This window comes from Helicobacter turcicus (assembly GCF_019711685.1).
In the GTDB taxonomy this organism is placed as follows: Bacteria; Campylobacterota; Campylobacteria; order Campylobacterales; family Helicobacteraceae; genus Helicobacter_D; species Helicobacter_D turcicus.
Genome location: NZ_JAIGYQ010000012.1, coordinates 1 through 17,972, shown reverse-complemented (window position 1 = coordinate 17,972; position 17,972 = coordinate 1). Strand labels below are relative to the sequence as shown.

At 36.7% G+C, this 17,972-nt stretch carries 19 protein-coding genes and 1 tRNA gene; 6 read left to right on the top strand and 14 right to left on the bottom strand.

The annotated features are described in order from the left end of the window. Nucleotides 1-22 precede the first annotated feature (22 nt). The 4 genes from K4G57_RS07875 to aspS form a co-directional block, all read right to left on the bottom strand. A complete protein-coding gene (locus K4G57_RS07875) occupies nt 23-1,045 on the bottom strand; it encodes a DctP family TRAP transporter solute-binding subunit (protein WP_221532642.1) in 1,023 nt (340 codons plus the stop codon). Nucleotides 1,046-1,143: 98 nt separating this feature from the next. Next, a complete protein-coding gene (gene ppa, locus K4G57_RS07870; protein WP_221532641.1) occupies nt 1,144-1,662 on the bottom strand; it encodes an inorganic diphosphatase in 519 nt (172 codons plus the stop codon). Nucleotides 1,663-1,753: 91 nt separating this feature from the next. Next, nucleotides 1,754-2,326 (bottom strand): adenylate kinase, encoded by a 573-nt coding sequence (locus K4G57_RS07865; protein ID WP_221532640.1) that lies wholly within the window; start codon nt 2,324-2,326, stop codon nt 1,754-1,756. A gap of 10 nt (nt 2,327-2,336) precedes the next feature. Then, on the bottom strand, nt 2,337-4,088 hold the full coding sequence (gene aspS, locus K4G57_RS07860) for an aspartate--tRNA ligase (RefSeq protein ID WP_221532639.1): 1,752 nt from the start codon (nt 4,086-4,088) through the stop codon (nt 2,337-2,339). Between the two features lie 213 nt (nt 4,089-4,301). Between aspS and yedE the strand changes: the two genes are divergently transcribed. Genes yedE through K4G57_RS07840 form a run of 4 tightly spaced genes read left to right on the top strand, consistent with a single transcriptional unit; the run spans nt 4,302 to nt 7,045 of the window. Beyond that, the gene (yedE, locus tag K4G57_RS07855) at nt 4,302-5,360 is read left to right on the top strand and encodes a YedE family putative selenium transporter (protein WP_221532638.1); all 1,059 of its coding nucleotides are present in this window, start codon (nt 4,302-4,304) and stop codon (nt 5,358-5,360) included. 9 nt (nt 5,361-5,369) lie between these two features. Beyond that, complete coding sequence (locus K4G57_RS07850; protein WP_221532637.1) at nt 5,370-5,579, top strand: sulfurtransferase TusA family protein; 210 nt, start codon at nt 5,370-5,372, stop codon at nt 5,577-5,579. Nucleotides 5,580-5,624: 45 nt separating this feature from the next. Continuing rightward, on the top strand, nt 5,625-6,794 hold the full coding sequence (locus K4G57_RS07845) for an aminotransferase class V-fold PLP-dependent enzyme (protein ID WP_221532636.1): 1,170 nt from the start codon (nt 5,625-5,627) through the stop codon (nt 6,792-6,794). Nucleotides 6,795-6,811: 17 nt separating this feature from the next. Continuing rightward, nucleotides 6,812-7,045: a putative Se/S carrier protein gene (locus K4G57_RS07840; RefSeq protein ID WP_221532635.1), complete on the top strand. Its 234-nt coding sequence runs from the start codon at nt 6,812-6,814 to the stop codon at nt 7,043-7,045. Between the two features lie 310 nt (nt 7,046-7,355). Here K4G57_RS07840 and K4G57_RS07835 read toward each other — a convergent pair. Next, nucleotides 7,356-7,430 (bottom strand) — tRNA-Asn (locus K4G57_RS07835). A gap of 144 nt (nt 7,431-7,574) precedes the next feature. Here K4G57_RS07835 and K4G57_RS07830 point away from each other — a divergent pair. Together K4G57_RS07830 and K4G57_RS07825 are read left to right on the top strand one after the other, a co-directional pair. Beyond that, nucleotides 7,575-8,288: a YebC/PmpR family DNA-binding transcriptional regulator gene (locus K4G57_RS07830; RefSeq protein ID WP_221532634.1), complete on the top strand. Its 714-nt coding sequence runs from the start codon at nt 7,575-7,577 to the stop codon at nt 8,286-8,288. A gap of 83 nt (nt 8,289-8,371) precedes the next feature. Continuing rightward, nucleotides 8,372-8,692 carry a thioredoxin family protein gene (locus K4G57_RS07825; RefSeq protein ID WP_221532633.1) on the top strand — a complete coding sequence of 107 codons (321 nt, stop codon included), beginning with the start codon at nt 8,372-8,374 and terminating at the stop codon, nt 8,690-8,692. Between the two features lie 273 nt (nt 8,693-8,965). On the opposite strand, the gene K4G57_RS07820 is transcribed toward K4G57_RS07825, so the two are convergent. The 9 genes from K4G57_RS07820 to K4G57_RS07780 all read right to left on the bottom strand — a co-directional run. After that, a complete protein-coding gene (locus tag K4G57_RS07820; protein WP_221532632.1) occupies nt 8,966-9,412 on the bottom strand; it encodes a YqaA family protein in 447 nt (148 codons plus the stop codon). A 3-nt stretch (nt 9,413-9,415) separates the two neighbouring features. Beyond that, nucleotides 9,416-10,741, bottom strand: a complete 1,326-nt coding sequence (locus K4G57_RS07815) for a sodium-dependent transporter (RefSeq protein WP_221532631.1) — start codon at nt 10,739-10,741, stop codon at nt 9,416-9,418. A 348-nt stretch (nt 10,742-11,089) separates the two neighbouring features. Beyond that, nucleotides 11,090-12,820: an ATP-binding protein gene (locus tag K4G57_RS07810; RefSeq protein ID WP_221532630.1), complete on the bottom strand. Its 1,731-nt coding sequence runs from the start codon at nt 12,818-12,820 to the stop codon at nt 11,090-11,092. After that, nucleotides 12,808-13,689 carry a cation diffusion facilitator family transporter gene (locus tag K4G57_RS07805; protein ID WP_221532690.1) on the bottom strand — a complete coding sequence of 294 codons (882 nt, stop codon included), beginning with the start codon at nt 13,687-13,689 and terminating at the stop codon, nt 12,808-12,810. Before K4G57_RS07805 ends, K4G57_RS07810 begins: the two co-directional genes overlap by 13 nt. Before the next feature lie 74 nt (nt 13,690-13,763). Next, on the bottom strand, nt 13,764-14,255 hold the full coding sequence (locus K4G57_RS07800; RefSeq protein WP_236033277.1) for a hypothetical protein: 492 nt from the start codon (nt 14,253-14,255) through the stop codon (nt 13,764-13,766). Continuing rightward, nucleotides 14,248-15,135, bottom strand: coding sequence for a UDP-3-O-acyl-N-acetylglucosamine deacetylase (gene lpxC / locus K4G57_RS07795; RefSeq protein ID WP_221532629.1), 888 nt, complete (start codon nt 15,133-15,135; stop codon nt 14,248-14,250). Before lpxC ends, K4G57_RS07800 begins: the two co-directional genes overlap by 8 nt. Continuing rightward, the gene (locus K4G57_RS07790) at nt 15,132-15,755 is read right to left on the bottom strand and encodes a septum site-determining protein MinC (protein ID WP_221532628.1); all 624 of its coding nucleotides are present in this window, start codon (nt 15,753-15,755) and stop codon (nt 15,132-15,134) included. The genes lpxC and K4G57_RS07790 overlap by 4 nt, the downstream gene beginning before the upstream one ends. Nucleotides 15,756-15,764: 9 nt before the next feature. After that, on the bottom strand, nt 15,765-17,213 hold the full coding sequence (locus tag K4G57_RS07785; RefSeq protein ID WP_221532627.1) for a M23 family metallopeptidase: 1,449 nt from the start codon (nt 17,211-17,213) through the stop codon (nt 15,765-15,767). 63 nt (nt 17,214-17,276) lie between these two features. Next, a partial coding sequence (locus tag K4G57_RS07780; protein WP_236035818.1) for a restriction endonuclease subunit S occupies nt 17,277-17,972 on the bottom strand: 696 nt, incomplete at its 5' end.

The following is a 17,972-nucleotide window of genomic DNA, read 5'->3' as shown; positions in this document are numbered from 1 at the left end:
TAATGCCCCTTACTCGCATTTATTATTTTGTATTGATTGTTTTTTCAATCAACTCCTTACCAACTAAATCATAAAATTTAGGGTAAATTGCAATCATTGCATCTTGCCATTGCTGTTTTTGCGCAGCATCTAACTCATACACTTTTGTGCTTGTCTTATCATTTGCTTTTAAACGTTCAAGTAATACTTTTTCCTCTTTTGCGCTTTCCTCTCTTTCATAGATTGTTGCCTCACGCATTGCAATTGTAAATTTTTCTTGTAAATCTTGTGGCAGAGTATTCCAAAATTTTTCACTAGCAACAACCAAATAGCCTAAATATCCATGATTTGAGATTGTAATAGAACTTTGCACTTCATAAAACTTAGAGTTATAGAGATTTGAAAGTGGGTTTTCAGCAGCATCTACGACACCTGTTTGCAATGCAGAATACACTTCACCAAATGGTAAGACTTGCGGAATTGCTTTAATTGCTTTTGTTTGTTCTTCAAGCACTTTAGAACTCATAATACGCATTTTTTGCCCCTCTGCATCACTTGGTAGAACAATTGGTTTTTTATTTGTGCTAAATTGCTTAAACCCTGCATCCCAGTAATCTAGTGCAATGTAACCTTTAGAGCTAATCACATCTCTTAAGATTTTTCCTACTTCTCCATCCATTACATTATGTAAATGCTCCGTGTCACGAAACAAGAAAGGAACATCCCATAGATTAAACTCTTTTGCAAAAGGTGTAAATTTAGAAAAACTTGGTGCTGCAAGTTGCACATTATTGCGCTTTAATTCTTGAAAAACTTTGTCATCATCTACAAGTTGCGCAGAAGGAAAAACATGCACTTTAATTTGTCCATCTGTTAGCTCCTCCACCCTCTTTGCAAAGAAATTTGCTGCTTTGCCCTTTGGCGTATTCTCACTCACAACATGTGCGAATTTCACTTCATATACTTTTTTATTATCGCCTGATGCACCCGCTATTGTATCTTTCTCGCCACCACAACCAACTAGCGCAAACGTCGCTAACACTAAAGCTAAAACGATTTTCTTCATTATATTCTCCTTTGAAATAGACTCTAAAATTTAAGAGCAAAGTTCTCTTAAAAGCTATGATTCTTAATACTAAAATTACTTTTAGCAACAAAATGCAATTATTTGTAATTCTTAATTGCCTTATCTAAAATCTCTTTTGCCGCATTCAAATCTTTGTATTCCTTGACTTTCACCCATTTATTTGGCTCTAGCATTTTATAAGTTTCAAAGAAATTCTTGATTCTATCTAAAGTGATTTGCGGTAGATCCTCTAGGCTTTTGACCCTATCATATCTGGGGTCAATTTTTGAAAGCGGCACAGCAATAAGCTTTTCATCTAACCCACTCTCATCTTCCATAATCAAAACACCAATCAAACGCGCCTTAATAACGCTTCCAGCTTGCAGTGGATACTCATTAATCACAAGCACATCAGCAGGGTCCCCATCATCACTTAGTGTATTTGGCACAAAACCATAATTTGCTGGATAAAACATTGCACTATACATCACCCTATCTACGACAACTGCACCACTATCCTTATCAATTTCGTACTTAATATTTGAACCATACGGAATCTCAATGACTACATTTAATTTATTTGGATTGCTTCCTACTTCAATTTTACTTAAATCCATTGTTTGCTCCTTAATTTTTATTGTGATACATTAATATAATGTAATCTGCCACTTCAGCGCAAAGTTTCTACCATATTAGCACTGCTCTCCTTTAACATTTTGATTTAATAAAATCTTCCATTTCGCTTGTAATTTCTTCAATCGTGCGCTCACCATTGACTTTGCACAGAATTCCTTTTTTGCCATAAAATTCTTGGATTGCTTTTAAAGGCTCTTGAAACACACGCATACGATTATTAAAAACTTCTACATTGTCATCAGCTCCCCTAGCACGTCCTAAAACTCTATCACAAGCTGTTTTCTCGCTAACTTCTACTTCAATTACACTTGCAAGTGTAATGTCATTTTTATCTTGCAGAATCTTATCTAACTCTATCATTTGCTCCACACTGCGAGGATAACCATCAATTAATACTACATCTTTTGGCGCATTAGAAATTGCATCTACAATTGTTTTAACTACAATCTCTAAGGGCACAAGATTTCCTTTGCTTGTAAAACTATCAATAAGTTTCCCTAGCTCACTTCCGCTTGCTACTTCTGCACGTAAAAGTTCGCCTGTAGAATAATGCACCATAGATTCACCATTGTTTTTACTAATAATCTCTGCATCGGTTGTTTTTCCACTTCCAGGTGCGCCAATGACTAAAAATAACTTTTTCATCTCTTTCTCCTTACTTTTTGGTTTCTCTCACTCTAATATGCAATTCTCTTAATTGCTCTTCACTTGCGACACTTGGAGCCTCTGTTAAAGGACAAGTTGCTTTTTGTGTTTTAGGGAATGCGATAACATCACGGATAGAATGTGCTTTGCTTAGCAACATAATGATTCTATCTAAACCAAAGGCTAATCCTCCATGTGGTGGCGCTCCAAACTGCAATGCCTCAAGCAAGAAGCTAAACTTATCTTGCGCCTCTTCCTTAGAGATTCCAAGCAATTCAAACACGCGACTTTGAATCTCTTGCTTATGGATTCTAATACTACCTCCACCAATTTCAAATCCATTTAGCACCACATCATACGCCACAGAATTAATTTCTTCTAAATCCTTCACTTCTAAATTACTAGGCATTGTAAAAGGATGGTGGAGTGCTGAAATACTGCCATCATCATTGCGTTCAAACATCGGAAAATCCACAACCCATAAGAATTTATACGCGCTAGAATCAATCAACCCCATATCTTGTGCTATTTTTTGACGCAAACGTCCCATATAATCCCACACAACTTTTTTCTCTCCTGCTCCAAAGAAAATAATATCCCCGACGCTTGCACCCACACGCTCTAGCAAGATTTTTAGATTGGCTTCACTTATGAATTTTACAAGCGGACCTTTTATGCCTTCTTCTTTAATTTGAATATATGCTAAACCTTTTGCTCCAAATTTTCGCACAAACTCCTCTGCTTCACCTAAAGTTTTACGACTAAAGAATGTATCGCCACCTTTAACACAAAGAGCTTTAAAGCGATTCTTTTTAGAATCTTTTGCAAGGGATGCAAAAATTTCATTGCTTGAATCTACAAATAAATCTCCCACTTCAACAAGAGGCAAATCAAAGCGCAAATCAGGCTTATCACTTCCATAAGATTCCATAACTTCCTTATAAGAATAACGTTCAAAGGGCGTAGAAATTGTAATTCCACACGCATTAAAGATGGAGTGCAATACCTCTTCCGCTACCTCCATCACATCATCTTCGTTACAAAAACTCATCTCTAAGTCAATTTGTGTAAATTCTGGCTGACGATCTAGGCGCAAATCCTCATCTCTAAAGCATTTTGCAATTTGAAAATAGCGGTCAAACCCACTCACCATTAAGAGCTGCTTAAAGAGTTGCGGACTTTGAGGAAGTGCATAAAATTCTCCATGATGCACACGACTAGGCACTAGGTAATCCCTTGCACCCTCTGGTGTAGCCTTTGTCAAAATTGGCGTTTCCACTTCTAAGAATCCTAAATCACTTAGTGTATTGCGCGTTGCCTGCGCAACTTTGGAGCGCATAATAAAAATTTCTTGCAATCTAGGATTTCTTAAGTCCAAATAGCGATATTTTAAGCGCACATCCTCACCCACACTCTCATCACCCACAGCAATAGGAGGCGTTAGGCTCTTATTTTCAACCACTAAAGACTCCACAAGCACTTCAATTTTTCCTGTTTTGAGTTTAGGATTCTCTAACCCCTCGCCTCTTTTGCGCACTTTTCCTTTGACAATTAATACATATTCATCACGCACTTCACTTGCAATTTTATGCGCTTCTTGATAGTCTCTTGGGTCAAAGACAAGTTGGATTAAACCGCTACGATCTCGTAAGTCAATAAAAACAACTCCTCCATGGTCGCGATAAGTGTTACACCAGCCACACAACTGCACCACTTCCCCAATGTTTTGCTCACCTAAATCTGTGCAATAATGGCTTCGCATGCTCTTAACTCCTAAAATTTTTACTAAGCAAGATTCTAACAAAAAATAATAGAATAAAAAATTAAATCCAAAAGTTTGCAGTAATTTAAGCAACACTCTGCTAGAATGCACAACTTCAATTTAGCTTGAGGCTCAAGCAAACAGCTGCATTCTTAAAATCTTCTCCTTTGCACTAGCTGTCTTAATTTATCTAATTTATCTTAGGAGTTTATTATGAAATTGGCGACTTTGCCGATTCTAGCAGGAATTGCACTTGGAGTTCTAGCACCTATCTTAGTGCATCTTGGAAATCCGGGCAATATGGGCGTGTGTGCAGCATGCTTTACGCGTGATATTGCAGGTGCGCTAAACTTACATCAAGCAGGTATTGTGCAATACATTCGCCCAGAAGTGATCGGATTAGTTTTTGGAGCACTCATTGCAGCATTTATTTTTAGAGAATTTCGTCCGCGTGCAGGTTCTGCACCCATTGTGCGCTTTATGCTTGGAGTCTTTGCCATGATTGGCGCACTCGTGTTTTTGGGATGTCCTTGGAGAATGTGGCTACGCATAAGTGCTGGGGATTGGAGTGCTATTGCTGGTGTGTTTGGGTTAATATTTGGAATCTTAATTGGCATATTTTTTCTAAAACGTGGTTTCTCTCTTGGTCACAATCGTCCAGCAAGTAAAATCGTAGGATTCGTATTCCCTATCTTTGTGCTAGGACTTTTAGGATTCTTAATTTGGGGCTTACTTGATTCTAATACACCCATTAAATTTTCTCAAAAAGGACCGGGTTCTATGCACGCACCGCTTATTATTTCACTCATTGCAGGATTATTCTTAGGTGCGATTTTTCAAAAAAGCCGATTTTGTATGATTGCAGCGGTACGTGATGCCGTGCTTTTGCGTGATACACATATTTTACAAGGTGTGATTGCGCTCGTAATTGTGGCATTTATCACAAACCTCACATTAGGATTGTTCAATCCGGGCTTCACAGGACAGCCTATTGCACATAATGATATGCTTTGGAATTTTCTAGGAATGGCACTTGCTGGAATTGCTTTTACGCTTGCTGGAGGTTGTCCTGGTCGTCAGCTTATCTTAAGCGGTGAGGGCGATGGTGATGCAGGAGTGTTTATTATGGGGTTGCTTGTAGGTGCTGCCTTTGCACACAACTTCGCCCTTGCAAGCTCTCCAGCAGGAATTGGAGCGAATGCACCAATTGCTGTAATTATTGGATTTATTTTCTGTTTGCTTGTTGCGACATTTGCGAAAGAAAAACACTAAGGAGAAATTATGGCAGAACTTGATGTGCGTGGGCTTAGCTGTCCAGAACCTATGTTAAACTTAAAACCTTTATTAGAAAGGGGCGAAAGCGCAATTAAAGTATTATGCAGTTGTGGTGCAAGTAGCGATAATATCCGTCGTCTAGCGACACAATACGGATATATTGTGGAATCTCAAACCAAAAATGGTGAGGATTTAGAATTTATTTTGAAAAAATAGACATTTAGGATTCTATCTTTTGGAATCCCAAAATAAAGAGAGGCAATGCAAACACAAGATTTTCAAAAATACATTTATTTAGACAATGCTGCGACTACTTTTCCAAAAGCACCAGGCGTCAAAGAAGCCGTAAATGTTTTTTTGAAAAATATTGGAGCAATCCCCGGACGAAGCGGACATGCGCTATCTATTCAATCAGGCAGAATCTTATTTCAAACACGACGTCTTTTAGCAGATTTACTAGGCTTAAAAGACTGCAAACGTGTTTTATTCACGCTCAATGCAACAATGGCGATAAATACCTTATTGCAAGGTTTTTTAAAACCCAATGATATTGTTGTTACTACACAAATGGAGCATAACGCCATTAAACGCCCTTTAAATGCGCTTAAAGAGACTTTAAATATTGAAGTGCGTGAGATTCCTTGCAATAGCGAACATGTGGTGGATTTAAAAAGCGCAAAAGAACTCTTAAAGGGAGCAAAACTCCTCGCTTGCACACACATTAATAATGTTAGTGGCGCAATAACACCCATTGAAGAGCTTGCAAAAATCGCACACGCAAATGGTGGTAAAATCTTGCTTGATGGTGCGCAAAGTGTTGGTTGTGTGCCTATGCAAGAGATTATGCAACAAGTGGATTTTCTAGCTCTTAGTGCGCACAAAGGGCTTTTATCTCCTATGGGAGTTGGTGCGCTCTTAATGAGCGATTCTTTTGATTTTAACACACTCTCTCCGCTTGTATTTGGCGGAACAGGAAGTGCAAGCGAAGAGGAGATTCAGCCATATTTTTTACCCGATAAGTTTGAGGGTGGGACACCAAATATGCATGGAATTTCTGGATTAAAAGTGGGGCTAGAGTGGATTATACAAAAAGGAGTGGAAAATATCCACGCTTATGAGTTGCATTTACGCAATATGCTAATTCAAGGTTTAAATAATGCAAAAAACATTAAAATTTATCACACAAAAGGCGATAGTAGCGGCATCTTATCTCTTACAATCTTAAATTGCGCATTATCCGAAGCTGGAATGCGTCTAAGCAATGAATATGGAATCTATGTGCGTGTGGGACTACACTGCTCACCTTCTAGCCATAAAACTCTTGGCAGTTTTACAAGTGGTGGCACAATCCGCTTAAGTCCGGGGATTTTCAATACGGAATCTGAAATTGAAACTACCATTTGGGCATTGCGTCATATTGCAAAAAACTAGAATTTAGGAAAAATAGAATGGGACAACAACACATTGAGGGCTATGTTCTAGTATATACCACTTCCAGTGCATTTGAGAGTGAAAATATCTTGCAAAATCTTGGGATTAATATCAAACTTGTTCCAACTCCTAGAGAGTTTTCAAGTGATTGTGGAATCGCAGTTTGGTTTATGTGTGAGGATTTAGAAAGCATTAAACATGCCTTAAATTCTGCGAAGATTGAATACGAAATCCAATGCGTAAAAAAATAGGATTGCTAAATTTTATCTTTTAAGAGGTTTGCTGACTTATATTTTCAAATCCTACATTTTGCACTACTTTTTTATTTTCTAATTACATAGGACTCCACAAGAATACTTAAAATTTAAGCAGTAGAAATACATACGAAACTTCTAAAAAACACAAAAGCCTTTACATATGGAGGCAACTTTCCAGAATAACACTGCATTTAATTCTAGTTGCACATAAAATTTGCTTTGCAAAAATACAACCCACAAATTACTAGGATTGCCAATCTTAGATTTTATATCGCAATGCTTAAGGGATTTTAAAAACTGAAAGTGGCTCCGGATGTAGGATTCGAACCTACGACCAAGCGGTTAACAGCCGCCTACTCTACCGCTGAGCTAATCCGGAATAATTTGAAGCTCTTTTGGAGAGGGGATTATATAACAATCAGTATTCTATGTCAAGAGATTTAACTCTATTATGCGAATATTTAGGAGTTTTAAACTTTAAAATACTACAATTCCAATTTTAATCCACATTGTAAGGTTATGTATGGGACGAGCATTTGAATACCGCAGAGCAAGCAAAGAAAAACGATGGGATAAGATGTCCAAACTTTTCCCAAAACTAGGCAAAGCAATTAGCATTGCTGTCAAAGAAGGAGGCAGTGGGGATCCTGATATGAACTCAAAGCTAAGAACTGCAATCCTTGCTGCAAAAGCGCAAAATATGCCAAAAGACAATATTGAAGCAGCAATTAAAAGGGCATTAGGCAAAGATGGAATCCAAATTACAGAGGTCAATTATGAAATTAAAGCACCGCATGGAGCGCTGTTTTTTGTAGAATGTGCTACGGATAACACCACAAGAACAGTTGCAAACCTAAAAAGCTATGCAAACAAACTTGGCGGACAAATGCTAACTAATAATTCCTTAGAGTTTATGTTCTCGCGCAAAGCACATTTTGAAATTAGTAAAAACGGAATCACAGATTTAGAAGAATTAGAGCTCAATCTCATTGATGCAGGATTGGATTCTATGGAAGTAGAAGAAGATATTATCCATATTTATGGGGATTACACAAGCTTTGGCACTCTAGCAAATGCACTTGAAAAAATGCAAACAGAAGTCAAAAAGGCAGCCCTAGAACGTATAGCAACAAACCCTGTGGAATTTAGTGAAGAGCAACTTGTAGATATTGAAAAACTCCTTGATAAAATTGAGGAAGATGACGATGTGCAGGCAGTTTTCACAAACATTATGTAGCCATCACAAATCTAATACCTTGCTATCTTTTAAGCAAATTTATCACACAATAGTGAATTGAAATTCAAAATTAAGGAAGTATTATGCTAGAAAAATTAACAAAGGATTCTTATCAAAATGCAATAAAAGAAGGTGTATGCATGGTTGTAGTGGGTGCGCCTTGGTGTCCAGATTGTCGCAAAATCGAACCTATTATGGGAATGCTTACACAAGAATATGGCGAGAGAATGAAATTTTTTGCAGTAATGGCAGATGAAGAAGAGGCATTAAAGGAAGAATTAAGTGTGCGCAGAATCCCGACGTTGATTTTTTACAAAAATGGCGTAGAAGCAGGTGAGCGCTTAGTTGAACCAAACTCTAAACCACTCATTGAAAACGCAATTAAAATGGCTCTAGAAGTTTAAGACTTCTAGTTGCTTTATTACTCATTTTACAAACACACCAATTTAAAATTACTTTTTAACGATAATAACAAAAAGATAAGCTAACGAATTTTCATACATTTATTGCAAAAGAAAGTTTGACTCCAAGCTCCTAAAAACAAAGAATCTATTTTGATTTTCTAGTAGATTAGAGTTTGTGATAATCTTAGGAAGCTCAAAACAAATGGCAAACTATTCCAACTATCACCCAAATAATGAGATTCCATTTAGAAACATTTAATAAACAAGAAATAGCTAAAAACCATGCTGATATTTGTTATACGCTACAATTAACACCAAATAGCGCACACCCTTTCCTAGTGCAATAAAAATACAACTCTTAAGAATAGAATAACGATACACACCAAGCCCAAGCACAAACACATCACCAACAACAGGCAAAAAACTAAAAAATGCGTAGAGAAATCCTCTTTTTTGGATTCCATCTGCATAGCGGTGAATTTTTGCGTGCACTCCCTTAAAGTGCTTTAAAAAATAAGAATCTCCAATATATCCGATTCCATAAGTTACCAACGCGCCTAGTGTGTTTCCAAACGTTGCGACAATCCACACTAAAACCCAAGCATAATCCAAAACCAAAAATCCAACTACAAAAGCTTCAGAACCTAAAGGGTAGAGACTACTTGCTAAAAAACAGACTAAAAATAACCCAAATAGCCCTAAAGATTCCAACGTATTCACGGACTAAATCAAACTCACCATTGTAAGCAAGATTCCAAGTGGTGCAATATAGCGGATTACCTTATACCAGCCCTCAAAATAAATCCCTTTTAAGTATCCCTCACCCATCGCATACACACGCTCTTTTGGCAGAATCCAACCCATATAAATACACATAAATACCCCTGCAAATGGAAGCATGAAAGAACTTGTAATATAGACAAACCAATCAAAAAGATTCTTTCCAAAAAATGTCAAATCCTCTGAAAACACCGCCGTATTACTAAGTAATACAACCACACCCAATAAATACGCACAAAGCACACTAATGAAATTTGCATTACGACGTTTCATTCCATAACGTTCAATAAGATAGCTATTTAATGGCTCTAGCATAGAAACAGCCGAAGTAATTCCTGCAAAAATAAGTGCGACAAAGAACAAAAATGCAATCACTTGCCCACTTACTCCCATATTTGCAAAAATTAGTGGCAAAGACACAAATACAAGCCCAACTCCCTCTGTTGGCTCTGCACCATAACTAAAAATGAAAGTAAAAATTACAAGCCCAGCAATGAGACAGAAAAAGAAATTAAGCAGCGCGACCATAACTGCAAAGCGCACAAAATTGCCATGTTTTGGCATAGAATTTGAATAAGTCAAAATCACACCAACCCCCAAAGATAGCGAAAAAAAAGCTTGTCCAATAGCCTTTATTACAACTTCTGAAGTGATTTTGCTAAAATCTGGTTGGAATAGAAATTTAAAGGAATCCCAAAATGCATCTTGTAACGTTGAATACACTAAGAGCCCTAAGAAAATAAACAACAGCATTGGCATTAAAATTAAATTTAGTTTCTCAATCCCAGCTTTTACGCCACGATTTAAAATATATGCACAAATTGCCACAATCACAAAAAGCCACAACATTTGCCAAAGAATCTGACTAGAAGCAAAATTTCCCCATAAGTTTTTTGCGCCCTCTAATGTCGTTGGCATTCCAAAAATGCTTAAAAACATATAATGCACAAGCCAACCTAATACCACCGTATAAAAGGAGAAAATCAACACGCCAGAAATCACCATAAATCCGCCATATTTTAGGAATCCTAAATGTTTTGGAGCAAAGCTTTCAAAGGTGCTAACTGCATTTTGTCCGCTTGCCCTACCAAAAAGCATTTCTATAATAAACACACTCACTCCAAAAACTAAAAACGCCACCACGAAAACCAACACAAATGCAAAGCCGCCATTTTGCCCGACCAAATAAGGAAAACTCCAAATTCCTCCAAGCCCAATCGCACTCCCAGCGGTTGATAATACAAACCCAGCTTTAGAAAATCTCGTCATAATATAGCCTTTAAAAATAAGCTTAAGATTATACAAGATTTTATGAGGTTTTTGTTTTAAACAACAATAAACACTGCAATAAGTTTTACCAACACAATGAAGAAAAATCTTAAAAAATAAAAATAATTTAGTGGCAACTTTAAAAACGTCTATCATCTCCAAAAAAATAACCACCTAAGAAGCAATCACTTTAAAAAGCCCTTACACACTCCTAATAAAAAGAAAACTAAAAAGAATACCCCACAGAATCAACCAACTTGAAACCATAAGAGTTTAGAAATTCCACACTCAATAAAAAATTTTATGCTTCCTTGTGTGATTAATGCTAATTAAGTTTTAATTAAAACATTAAATATGGAATCCCATTTCACGCGCTCCATCAAAATTAGACTTTAATTCACGCTTGATTTCCTCTAAAAAACTTTGTGTGCTAAACTCTGGATTTTTGGCACTTGCAATATTATAAGCAGTGTTTTTAACAACAAGAGCAATTTGTCCTCCACTTAGATTAAATTCCGCAAGTTTTTTTATATTAAAATCCTTCTGAAATGGTGCATTTTTGGGCAGTAGCTTCTCCCACAAGCGCACACGCTCCTCAAAATTTGGACGCTTAAACTCAATCTTATAATTAAATCGCCTAGAAAAAGCGGTATCAAGCGTCTCAAGCAAGTTTGTTGTGGCAATTAAGATCCCATCAAATTTTTCAATCTGCTCTAAAAAAATATTTTGCATTTGATTGTGCATTTTATCTGCTCCGCTACCACTTGTCGTGCGTGTGCTTAAGAATTGGTCTGCTTCATCTAAAAGCAAAATCGGATTTTGCTTTGAGCTTACGCACAGCTCCTTATAAGATTCAAAAATCTTGCGCACATTTTTCTCACTCTCACCTACATACATAGAAAGAATTTTAGAACAATCAAAACTAAGAACAGGCTTTTTAAGAGACTTTGCAAGCGCAAGTGCAGTCATTGTCTTACCCGTGCCAGCAGCACCATAAAAGATAATCTTTGCGTCGATTCCACGCTTTTTATCCTTAATCCCCCAATCTTTTAAACGTTGCAGAACTTTAGAATCCATTTGTTTTAATAACACTTCAAGCGTTTCTTTTGTGCTAGTATTTAGCACCACATCATTTAGGGTTACCTTTGGGCGTAAAAATTCAAAAATCTCTTGCTCCTGCACAAGTGATTCTAAGCTAATACGTTCTTTTTTGCTTTGCGCTTGTGGATGCGTGATTTTCTTTAAAATTACATCAGGGACAAAAAATGTGCGACTCACACCGCCAAAAGGATTTAAAATCTCATCATAATCTACAAGCCCCTTTTCTACCAAACGACTGCGATCATCAAGCAAGGAGCGATTTTTCATTCTCTCATAATCATTCATGCTCACCAGATTAATAAGAGTGCTAAGCTCCCTACCCTCACTCTCTTTTCCTAAATACTCCTCCCTAACAAGTGCTAAAAAAATAATCTTTTCTTGCGCATTTAAATTAAACTCTTTAAACATACTCTCTAAACTTGGCTTCTCTTTTGTCAGCTCCAAACGCTCTTGAATGCGTTCTTGTAAAAGCTTATATTTTTGCATTCCTTTTTTCAAAAGTGGCGATGCATGGCTGTCTTTTTTATGCGGACTTAAGCTATGCAGTAGCTCAATACAAGCAAACTGATCTTTTAAATACTCTAAATGGTCATTATAAGGTGCAATTTTTGGAAGCTTAGGATTGATTCCACCCTCTTCAAGTAGCTTTAAAAAGCTCGTACTCAACGAAATAGTCATATTTAGCAACTCTAAGAGCAATTCTTCTTGACTTATGGTTTTTAAAAAAATATGTTGTGCAATCCAACCCGTATCTAGTAAGTTTTTAAAATAGGGTAAATATTGCAAAATTTCTACTTCATTTTTTGGAGAAAAAAGCGCATTAATCACATCTAAACAGGCAATTTCGTGCTCACCCTTTAAAAACTCCCTGCACAAATAGCGTAAAATCAATGCTTCTTCTTTGCTGCATTTCAAAAAAGGGTAGATTTTTGCCTTATTAATATTCCCTACTTGTAGAAAATCAATCAAATACTGCACGCTTGAGCCCCTTCATCATCGTAAGGATCAAGGTGAGTGATTACTATCCAATTGCCTTGTAGATTTTGAATTTTACATTCAATGGAATCTGCCACAGCATGCGCCTCCCTTAGTAAAATTTCAGGATTAAAAACCAAATGCACCTCTACAAAATACACATCTCCGCTTTGACGCGTTTTTAAATCATGGTAACTTTTCACCTCCTTTGCAGAATCCAAAATCGCTTTTATCGCATTTTGTTTATCATTATCTAACGCTCTATCAAGCAAAACTAGCACACCCTCCTTTAAGAGTCCAAAAGCAGAATACCCTACATACAGCCCAATTGCAATTCCAAATAGTGCATCAATAATGTTAAACCCTGTTAGTTTTACAAGCACTAATGCTCCAAGCACAGCTACATTACTCAAAATATCTGTTTTATAATGCAATGCATCGGCTTTTATCACAAGATTATTGCTAACTTTTGCCACATAACTAAGATATAGCACAAGCGCAGTAGTCAGCACAAGGGAGAAAATCATCACATATAAGGACAAATCAATACGCGCTAATTCACTTCCTAGCAAGATTTTCTTAAGCGATTGATACAAAATAAAGATTCCAGAGACCAAAATCACGCTACCTTCAATCACTGCAGCAAGAGATTCTATCTTTCCGCGCCCATAATTAAATTTCAAATCCGCTGGCTTTTCTGCTTTTGTAATCGCATACAGATTAAATACTGAAGCAGATAAATCAAGCAATGAATCAATTGCACTAGCTAAAATTGCCACAGAACCACTTAAGATTCCAGCAATAAATTTAACCACAATCAACACACTTGCAACAAGACTAGAAACCACTGTTGCCTTGCGCTGGATACTCATTTTTGGTTTTTGAATCTCCGGATTTATCAAACAATTATGCGGTAAATTCCCACTCATTATCACACCTTAATGCACTAAACTGGAGGCAGTAAATATAGCGGTTTTAGATTTGTATCAAAAATGCTTGTATCTAGCACTTTTGGCAAGACAAAAGGTGTAATGTGCGGAATCGTAGTGAAATTTTTAACTCTGATTCCAAAACCACTAGTTTGCACACTTTTTTCTGCATTCTCGCAAACAAAATAGCAATTTCCATAGGCTTTAATTGGAGAGCTTGCATTAAAGTGAAATGCATGTGTGGCAAAAAGTTTGATTCCCTTTGCAATTTCTAGTGTTTTAGCAAAGAGGTAGAGCAATTTTAACGCCATAAAACTCCCAGGTCCGCGCACAAAATACAATGTATCAAACTCCACACCATGTTTTTCTAACTCCACAAATAAAGGCACCAAAGCATCACTTATAGGAGAAGTGAGCGCAAACTCTTTACAAAGCGTAAGATCTGCATTATATACACCCACCAAAATAGGCTCTCTAGCAACATTTGGGAGAATCAAAACTTTATACATTTTGCAAAGCGTATTCATAAACTTTTTGAGATTCTTCACTCTCTAAAATTTCATAAGCATTACTATTCTCAAAAAGCTTTTTAGTTAATAAATGATTAAGCTTGTGGCTTCCTGCATAAGAAACATACGCCCCAAGAAGAGGAATCCCAAGAAGAGCCATATCACCAATGGCATCCAAAATCTTGTGACGAACAAATTCCTCTTTATAACGCAAACCATCTTTATTTAAAATGCTTGATTCATCAAGAACAATTGCATTTTCTAAAGACCCGCCAAGTGCAAGCCCAATAGAGCGCAAATACTGCACTTCACCTAGAAATCCAAAAGTCCTAGCACGTGCAATTTCCTCTTTGTAATTTTTAGTGGAGAAATTAAACTTATATTGCTGCATACCAATAGCAGGGTGTGAAAAATGGATAGAGAAATCAAACACACAACTCTCATTTGGCTCAAAACGCACGAATTTATCGCCATCTTTAACCTCAATAGGAGCTTTAATTTTTAGAATCTTTTTTGTTGCCTCTTGCTTGATGATTCCAGCTTCTTCAAGGAGCATACAATATCCAATGCTACTGCCATCCATTATTGGCACTTCTTCATTATCCAACGTGATTTTTAGATTGTCAATCCCATAAGCATGAATTGCAGAGAGTAAATGCTCTATGGTAGAAACTTTATGTCCATCTTTTGCAATCACCGTTGCCATTGTCGTATCTACAACACTTTCAGGCTTTAGCGGAATACTAGCCCCCACATCATTGCGATAAAAATAGATTCCACAATTTGCATCCAGTGGCTCAAGCACCATTTTCACCGGCACACCCTTGTGCAATCCAATTCCGACTAATTCTACTTTTTTTGCTATGGTTTGTTGCTTCATTGCAATTCCTCCACCATAATGGAATCATTTTTTTTATAAATTTTATTGCGCGGATATTTTAACAACTCTTTATCTACAATCTCTCCATCAAACAGCACATTGCCCTCACTCACTTCACCTAAAATCATGTAATCTCCATCACAAAACACATTTCCGCTAATTGTGCCAAAAATCTGCACATTTCCGCTACTTTGAACATGCGCACCATTATTGATTCTACCAAAAATTGTCAAATCACCCTTTGTGATAATCTCCTCTCCGCTGCGAATTGTGCGATGAAAAACTAGTGTAACCGCACTTTGTTTGGATTCTGTATCTTTAGATTCCATATTTTGAGTCTTTTCATTTTTGGATTCTTTTATATTTTCGCTTTCTCTTTCTTTTTGGATTTGTCTCGTATCTAGTCTTAGGCTCTCTACGCTACCTGATTGCACAAAGTTTAACTGCTTGCTTTGTAGATACTCTAAAAGTGAAGCATAATTGTCATTTAAGGGATAAGCAAAAATCAGCAAAAGACTCTGCAAAAAACCCAAATTTTTGTCAATATAAGCAATGGTTTCTTGCTCTTCACCCTCTACAAAAATAAATGCACGAAAATTCTTCTGCCTTGTTTTTATCATTTTAGAGCCTTAGATTTGGTTAATAATCGCTTTTGCCTCATTAATCACATCAGTAATGTTAAGCTTAATCCATTTTGCATCCATCCACTCCGCATTCCACACTTCATAGCCTTGCACTAGTACGCTAAAATGCAAATGGTCTCCAAGTGCAAGCCCAGTGTTTCCGGTGTTTGCAATCTTCATATCAGATTCCAACACATCGCCTACATTGACATCAGAAGTTGTTAAATGCGCATACAAAGTGGATAACCCAAGTCCATGATACACCACAATACTATTTCCATCAATCCCCACAAACTCATTAAGCGTTACAATACCCGGATTATTTAATATCACAGGTGCTTGCTTGATGCTTGCTAAATCCAATCCCATATGATGCGATTCGCTAACAATTTCACTCTGATAAGTAAAACGACGATAATCCCCAAAGCTTGCCATTACAGCACCACCTCTTAACGGAGCAAAAGGTTTAATATGAAAATTCTCCACAAGTGATTCTGTATCAAATTCTGAGGCAGCTTTGAAAACCCTATCAAAACTTTGCTGACGCACACCCTCATTAATATAGCGAAAAATCTCAACTTTACTTTCAAACTCATCTAAACTTTTCTCGCCAATCTCCTCTACAAGAGTTGAAATTTTGCCATCAATAAAAGAATCTGTTAGTGGAATCGTAGAATCTTTATAACGTTTCTTTTGTTGAAAATAACCAATAGGTGCTATACTCACATTGCCTGCACTATCTTCAGCAATGATTTTTGGAGTGAAATTATCATGCATCTTTGACCACGCAATCAATGCAATATAAAATCCTTCTTTATAGAAAGGTTGCGCTTTAAATTCCAAATTTCCATTTGTAATCGTAAGATTCTCCAAATTCTCATCTATTGCGCGAAAAATCACAAGTGCGCTTCCGCCTTGCGTGATTTTATAAGAATTTGAAACCACAGCAAGTTGTGGCTTTTTAGAATCAATTGCAATATTAAATTGCTGTGTTGTTGTGTTGCCTTTAAAAAGATTCCATTTGCTTGTATCAGTAACGCTTACTTCAAGCGTAATAAATTTTGCATTATCTTTCACTCCTGTTGGCTTTTGAATCCCAATACAAAAACTCTTTGTAGGGGTTGGTGTGATAATGTTTTGAGTTAGTGGAGAAAGATTTGCATTTTTTGCTACGCACATTGTATCTTGTGCATTGATTTGTTGCACATCAAGTGGAATCCTTTGTCCATTCTCAATAAGTGCAACACTATAACTTTTAATAGCAACATTATCACTAATCTCAATAGGAAAAGAATCTTTAAGATTCCATACTGCTTTATCTCTAATTGTAATCTTTGGTGCTTCTTTTTCAAAGGAATCTAAGCTTAAAACCAAAATCCCTCCGCCAATTAGCACAAAAATGAAAACTAAACCTAGAATCTTTACAAAACCACTTTTCATATTTGGATTACACATTACTTCCCTTTTTCTTTATAAATAATGCAAAATTTTCCGCGATTCTAGCCAAAAAGTGCTTATTTAGAAGTAAAAATTAAAGCTTAATAGCTTTTCTCTATAATATTCGTATTGCTGTCTTCTAGCTTTTATTTCTGCGGGGATTCCTTTGCTTAAGTCATTAACCAAGCAATCAAATTTATCCAAGATTGCAACAATTGCATTTTGCACTTCTAGGGGAGGGAGGGGAATGGGGAAGTTTTTAAACTTACTCATATCTACTGAAGCAAAGCCAGAGACATTAATATTTTCCTTACACCATTGCCCTAAAATAAAGCCATAATAAAACATAAATTTCATATTGACAGAATCCAACAATTCACTTTTTAGACTTAAACAAGTGAATTGTTGATTACTTAAGTAATCAACGATTATAAGAGCGTGTTCGCCTATGGTTGCAGTGGTGGCAATAATTAAAGAATTTGCAGGAAAAAGTTTGCCTCCCTTTACCGCTTCTTGTGTGATGTGCTGGATAGAATCTTTTAAGATTCTACCATTTGTGCGTATGTCTTCCATTCTAAACCAAGGAATACTACCTCCCTCCCAATATTCTTTTTTTGCTTTTGATGGAGTATAACCATTTTTGATGTGGAATACCTCCCCCAAAGGCTTATACTCTAAAGTGTAGTTTAGGAATTGTGTGTTTTTGTTAGGATAGATAGAATGCGTTTGTTGGGTTGTTAAAGCAGAATAGTTGGGGGGGGGGGCAGAATTAAAAGA

What these genes read in the sequence shown, in the direction of transcription:
- K4G57_RS07790 (WP_221532628.1), bottom strand. Translation starts at nt 15,755, where the DNA reads ATGATAAAAACAAGGCAGAAGAATTTTCGTGCATTTATTTTTGTAGAG.
- K4G57_RS07825 (WP_221532633.1), top strand. Translation starts at nt 8,372, where the DNA reads ATGCTAGAAAAATTAACAAAGGATTCTTATCAAAATGCAATAAAAGAA.
- aspS (WP_221532639.1), bottom strand. Translation starts at nt 4,088, where the DNA reads ATGCGAAGCCATTATTGCACAGATTTAGGTGAGCAAAACATTGGGGAA.
- K4G57_RS07805 (WP_221532690.1), bottom strand. Translation starts at nt 13,689, where the DNA reads ATGAGTATCCAGCGCAAGGCAACAGTGGTTTCTAGTCTTGTTGCAAGT.
- K4G57_RS07815 (WP_221532631.1), bottom strand. Translation starts at nt 10,741, where the DNA reads ATGACGAGATTTTCTAAAGCTGGGTTTGTATTATCAACCGCTGGGAGT.
- K4G57_RS07800 (WP_236033277.1), bottom strand. Translation starts at nt 14,255, where the DNA reads ATGTATAAAGTTTTGATTCTCCCAAATGTTGCTAGAGAGCCTATTTTG.
- lpxC (WP_221532629.1), bottom strand. Translation starts at nt 15,135, where the DNA reads ATGAAGCAACAAACCATAGCAAAAAAAGTAGAATTAGTCGGAATTGGA.
- K4G57_RS07875 (WP_221532642.1), bottom strand. Translation starts at nt 1,045, where the DNA reads ATGAAGAAAATCGTTTTAGCTTTAGTGTTAGCGACGTTTGCGCTAGTT.
- K4G57_RS07785 (WP_221532627.1), bottom strand. Translation starts at nt 17,213, where the DNA reads ATGTGTAATCCAAATATGAAAAGTGGTTTTGTAAAGATTCTAGGTTTA.
- K4G57_RS07845 (WP_221532636.1), top strand. Translation starts at nt 5,625, where the DNA reads ATGCAAACACAAGATTTTCAAAAATACATTTATTTAGACAATGCTGCG.
- ppa (WP_221532641.1), bottom strand. Translation starts at nt 1,662, where the DNA reads ATGGATTTAAGTAAAATTGAAGTAGGAAGCAATCCAAATAAATTAAAT.
- K4G57_RS07865 (WP_221532640.1), bottom strand. Translation starts at nt 2,326, where the DNA reads ATGAAAAAGTTATTTTTAGTCATTGGCGCACCTGGAAGTGGAAAAACA.
- yedE (WP_221532638.1), top strand. Translation starts at nt 4,302, where the DNA reads ATGAAATTGGCGACTTTGCCGATTCTAGCAGGAATTGCACTTGGAGTT.
- K4G57_RS07830 (WP_221532634.1), top strand. Translation starts at nt 7,575, where the DNA reads ATGGGACGAGCATTTGAATACCGCAGAGCAAGCAAAGAAAAACGATGG.
- K4G57_RS07840 (WP_221532635.1), top strand. Translation starts at nt 6,812, where the DNA reads ATGGGACAACAACACATTGAGGGCTATGTTCTAGTATATACCACTTCC.
- K4G57_RS07850 (WP_221532637.1), top strand. Translation starts at nt 5,370, where the DNA reads ATGGCAGAACTTGATGTGCGTGGGCTTAGCTGTCCAGAACCTATGTTA.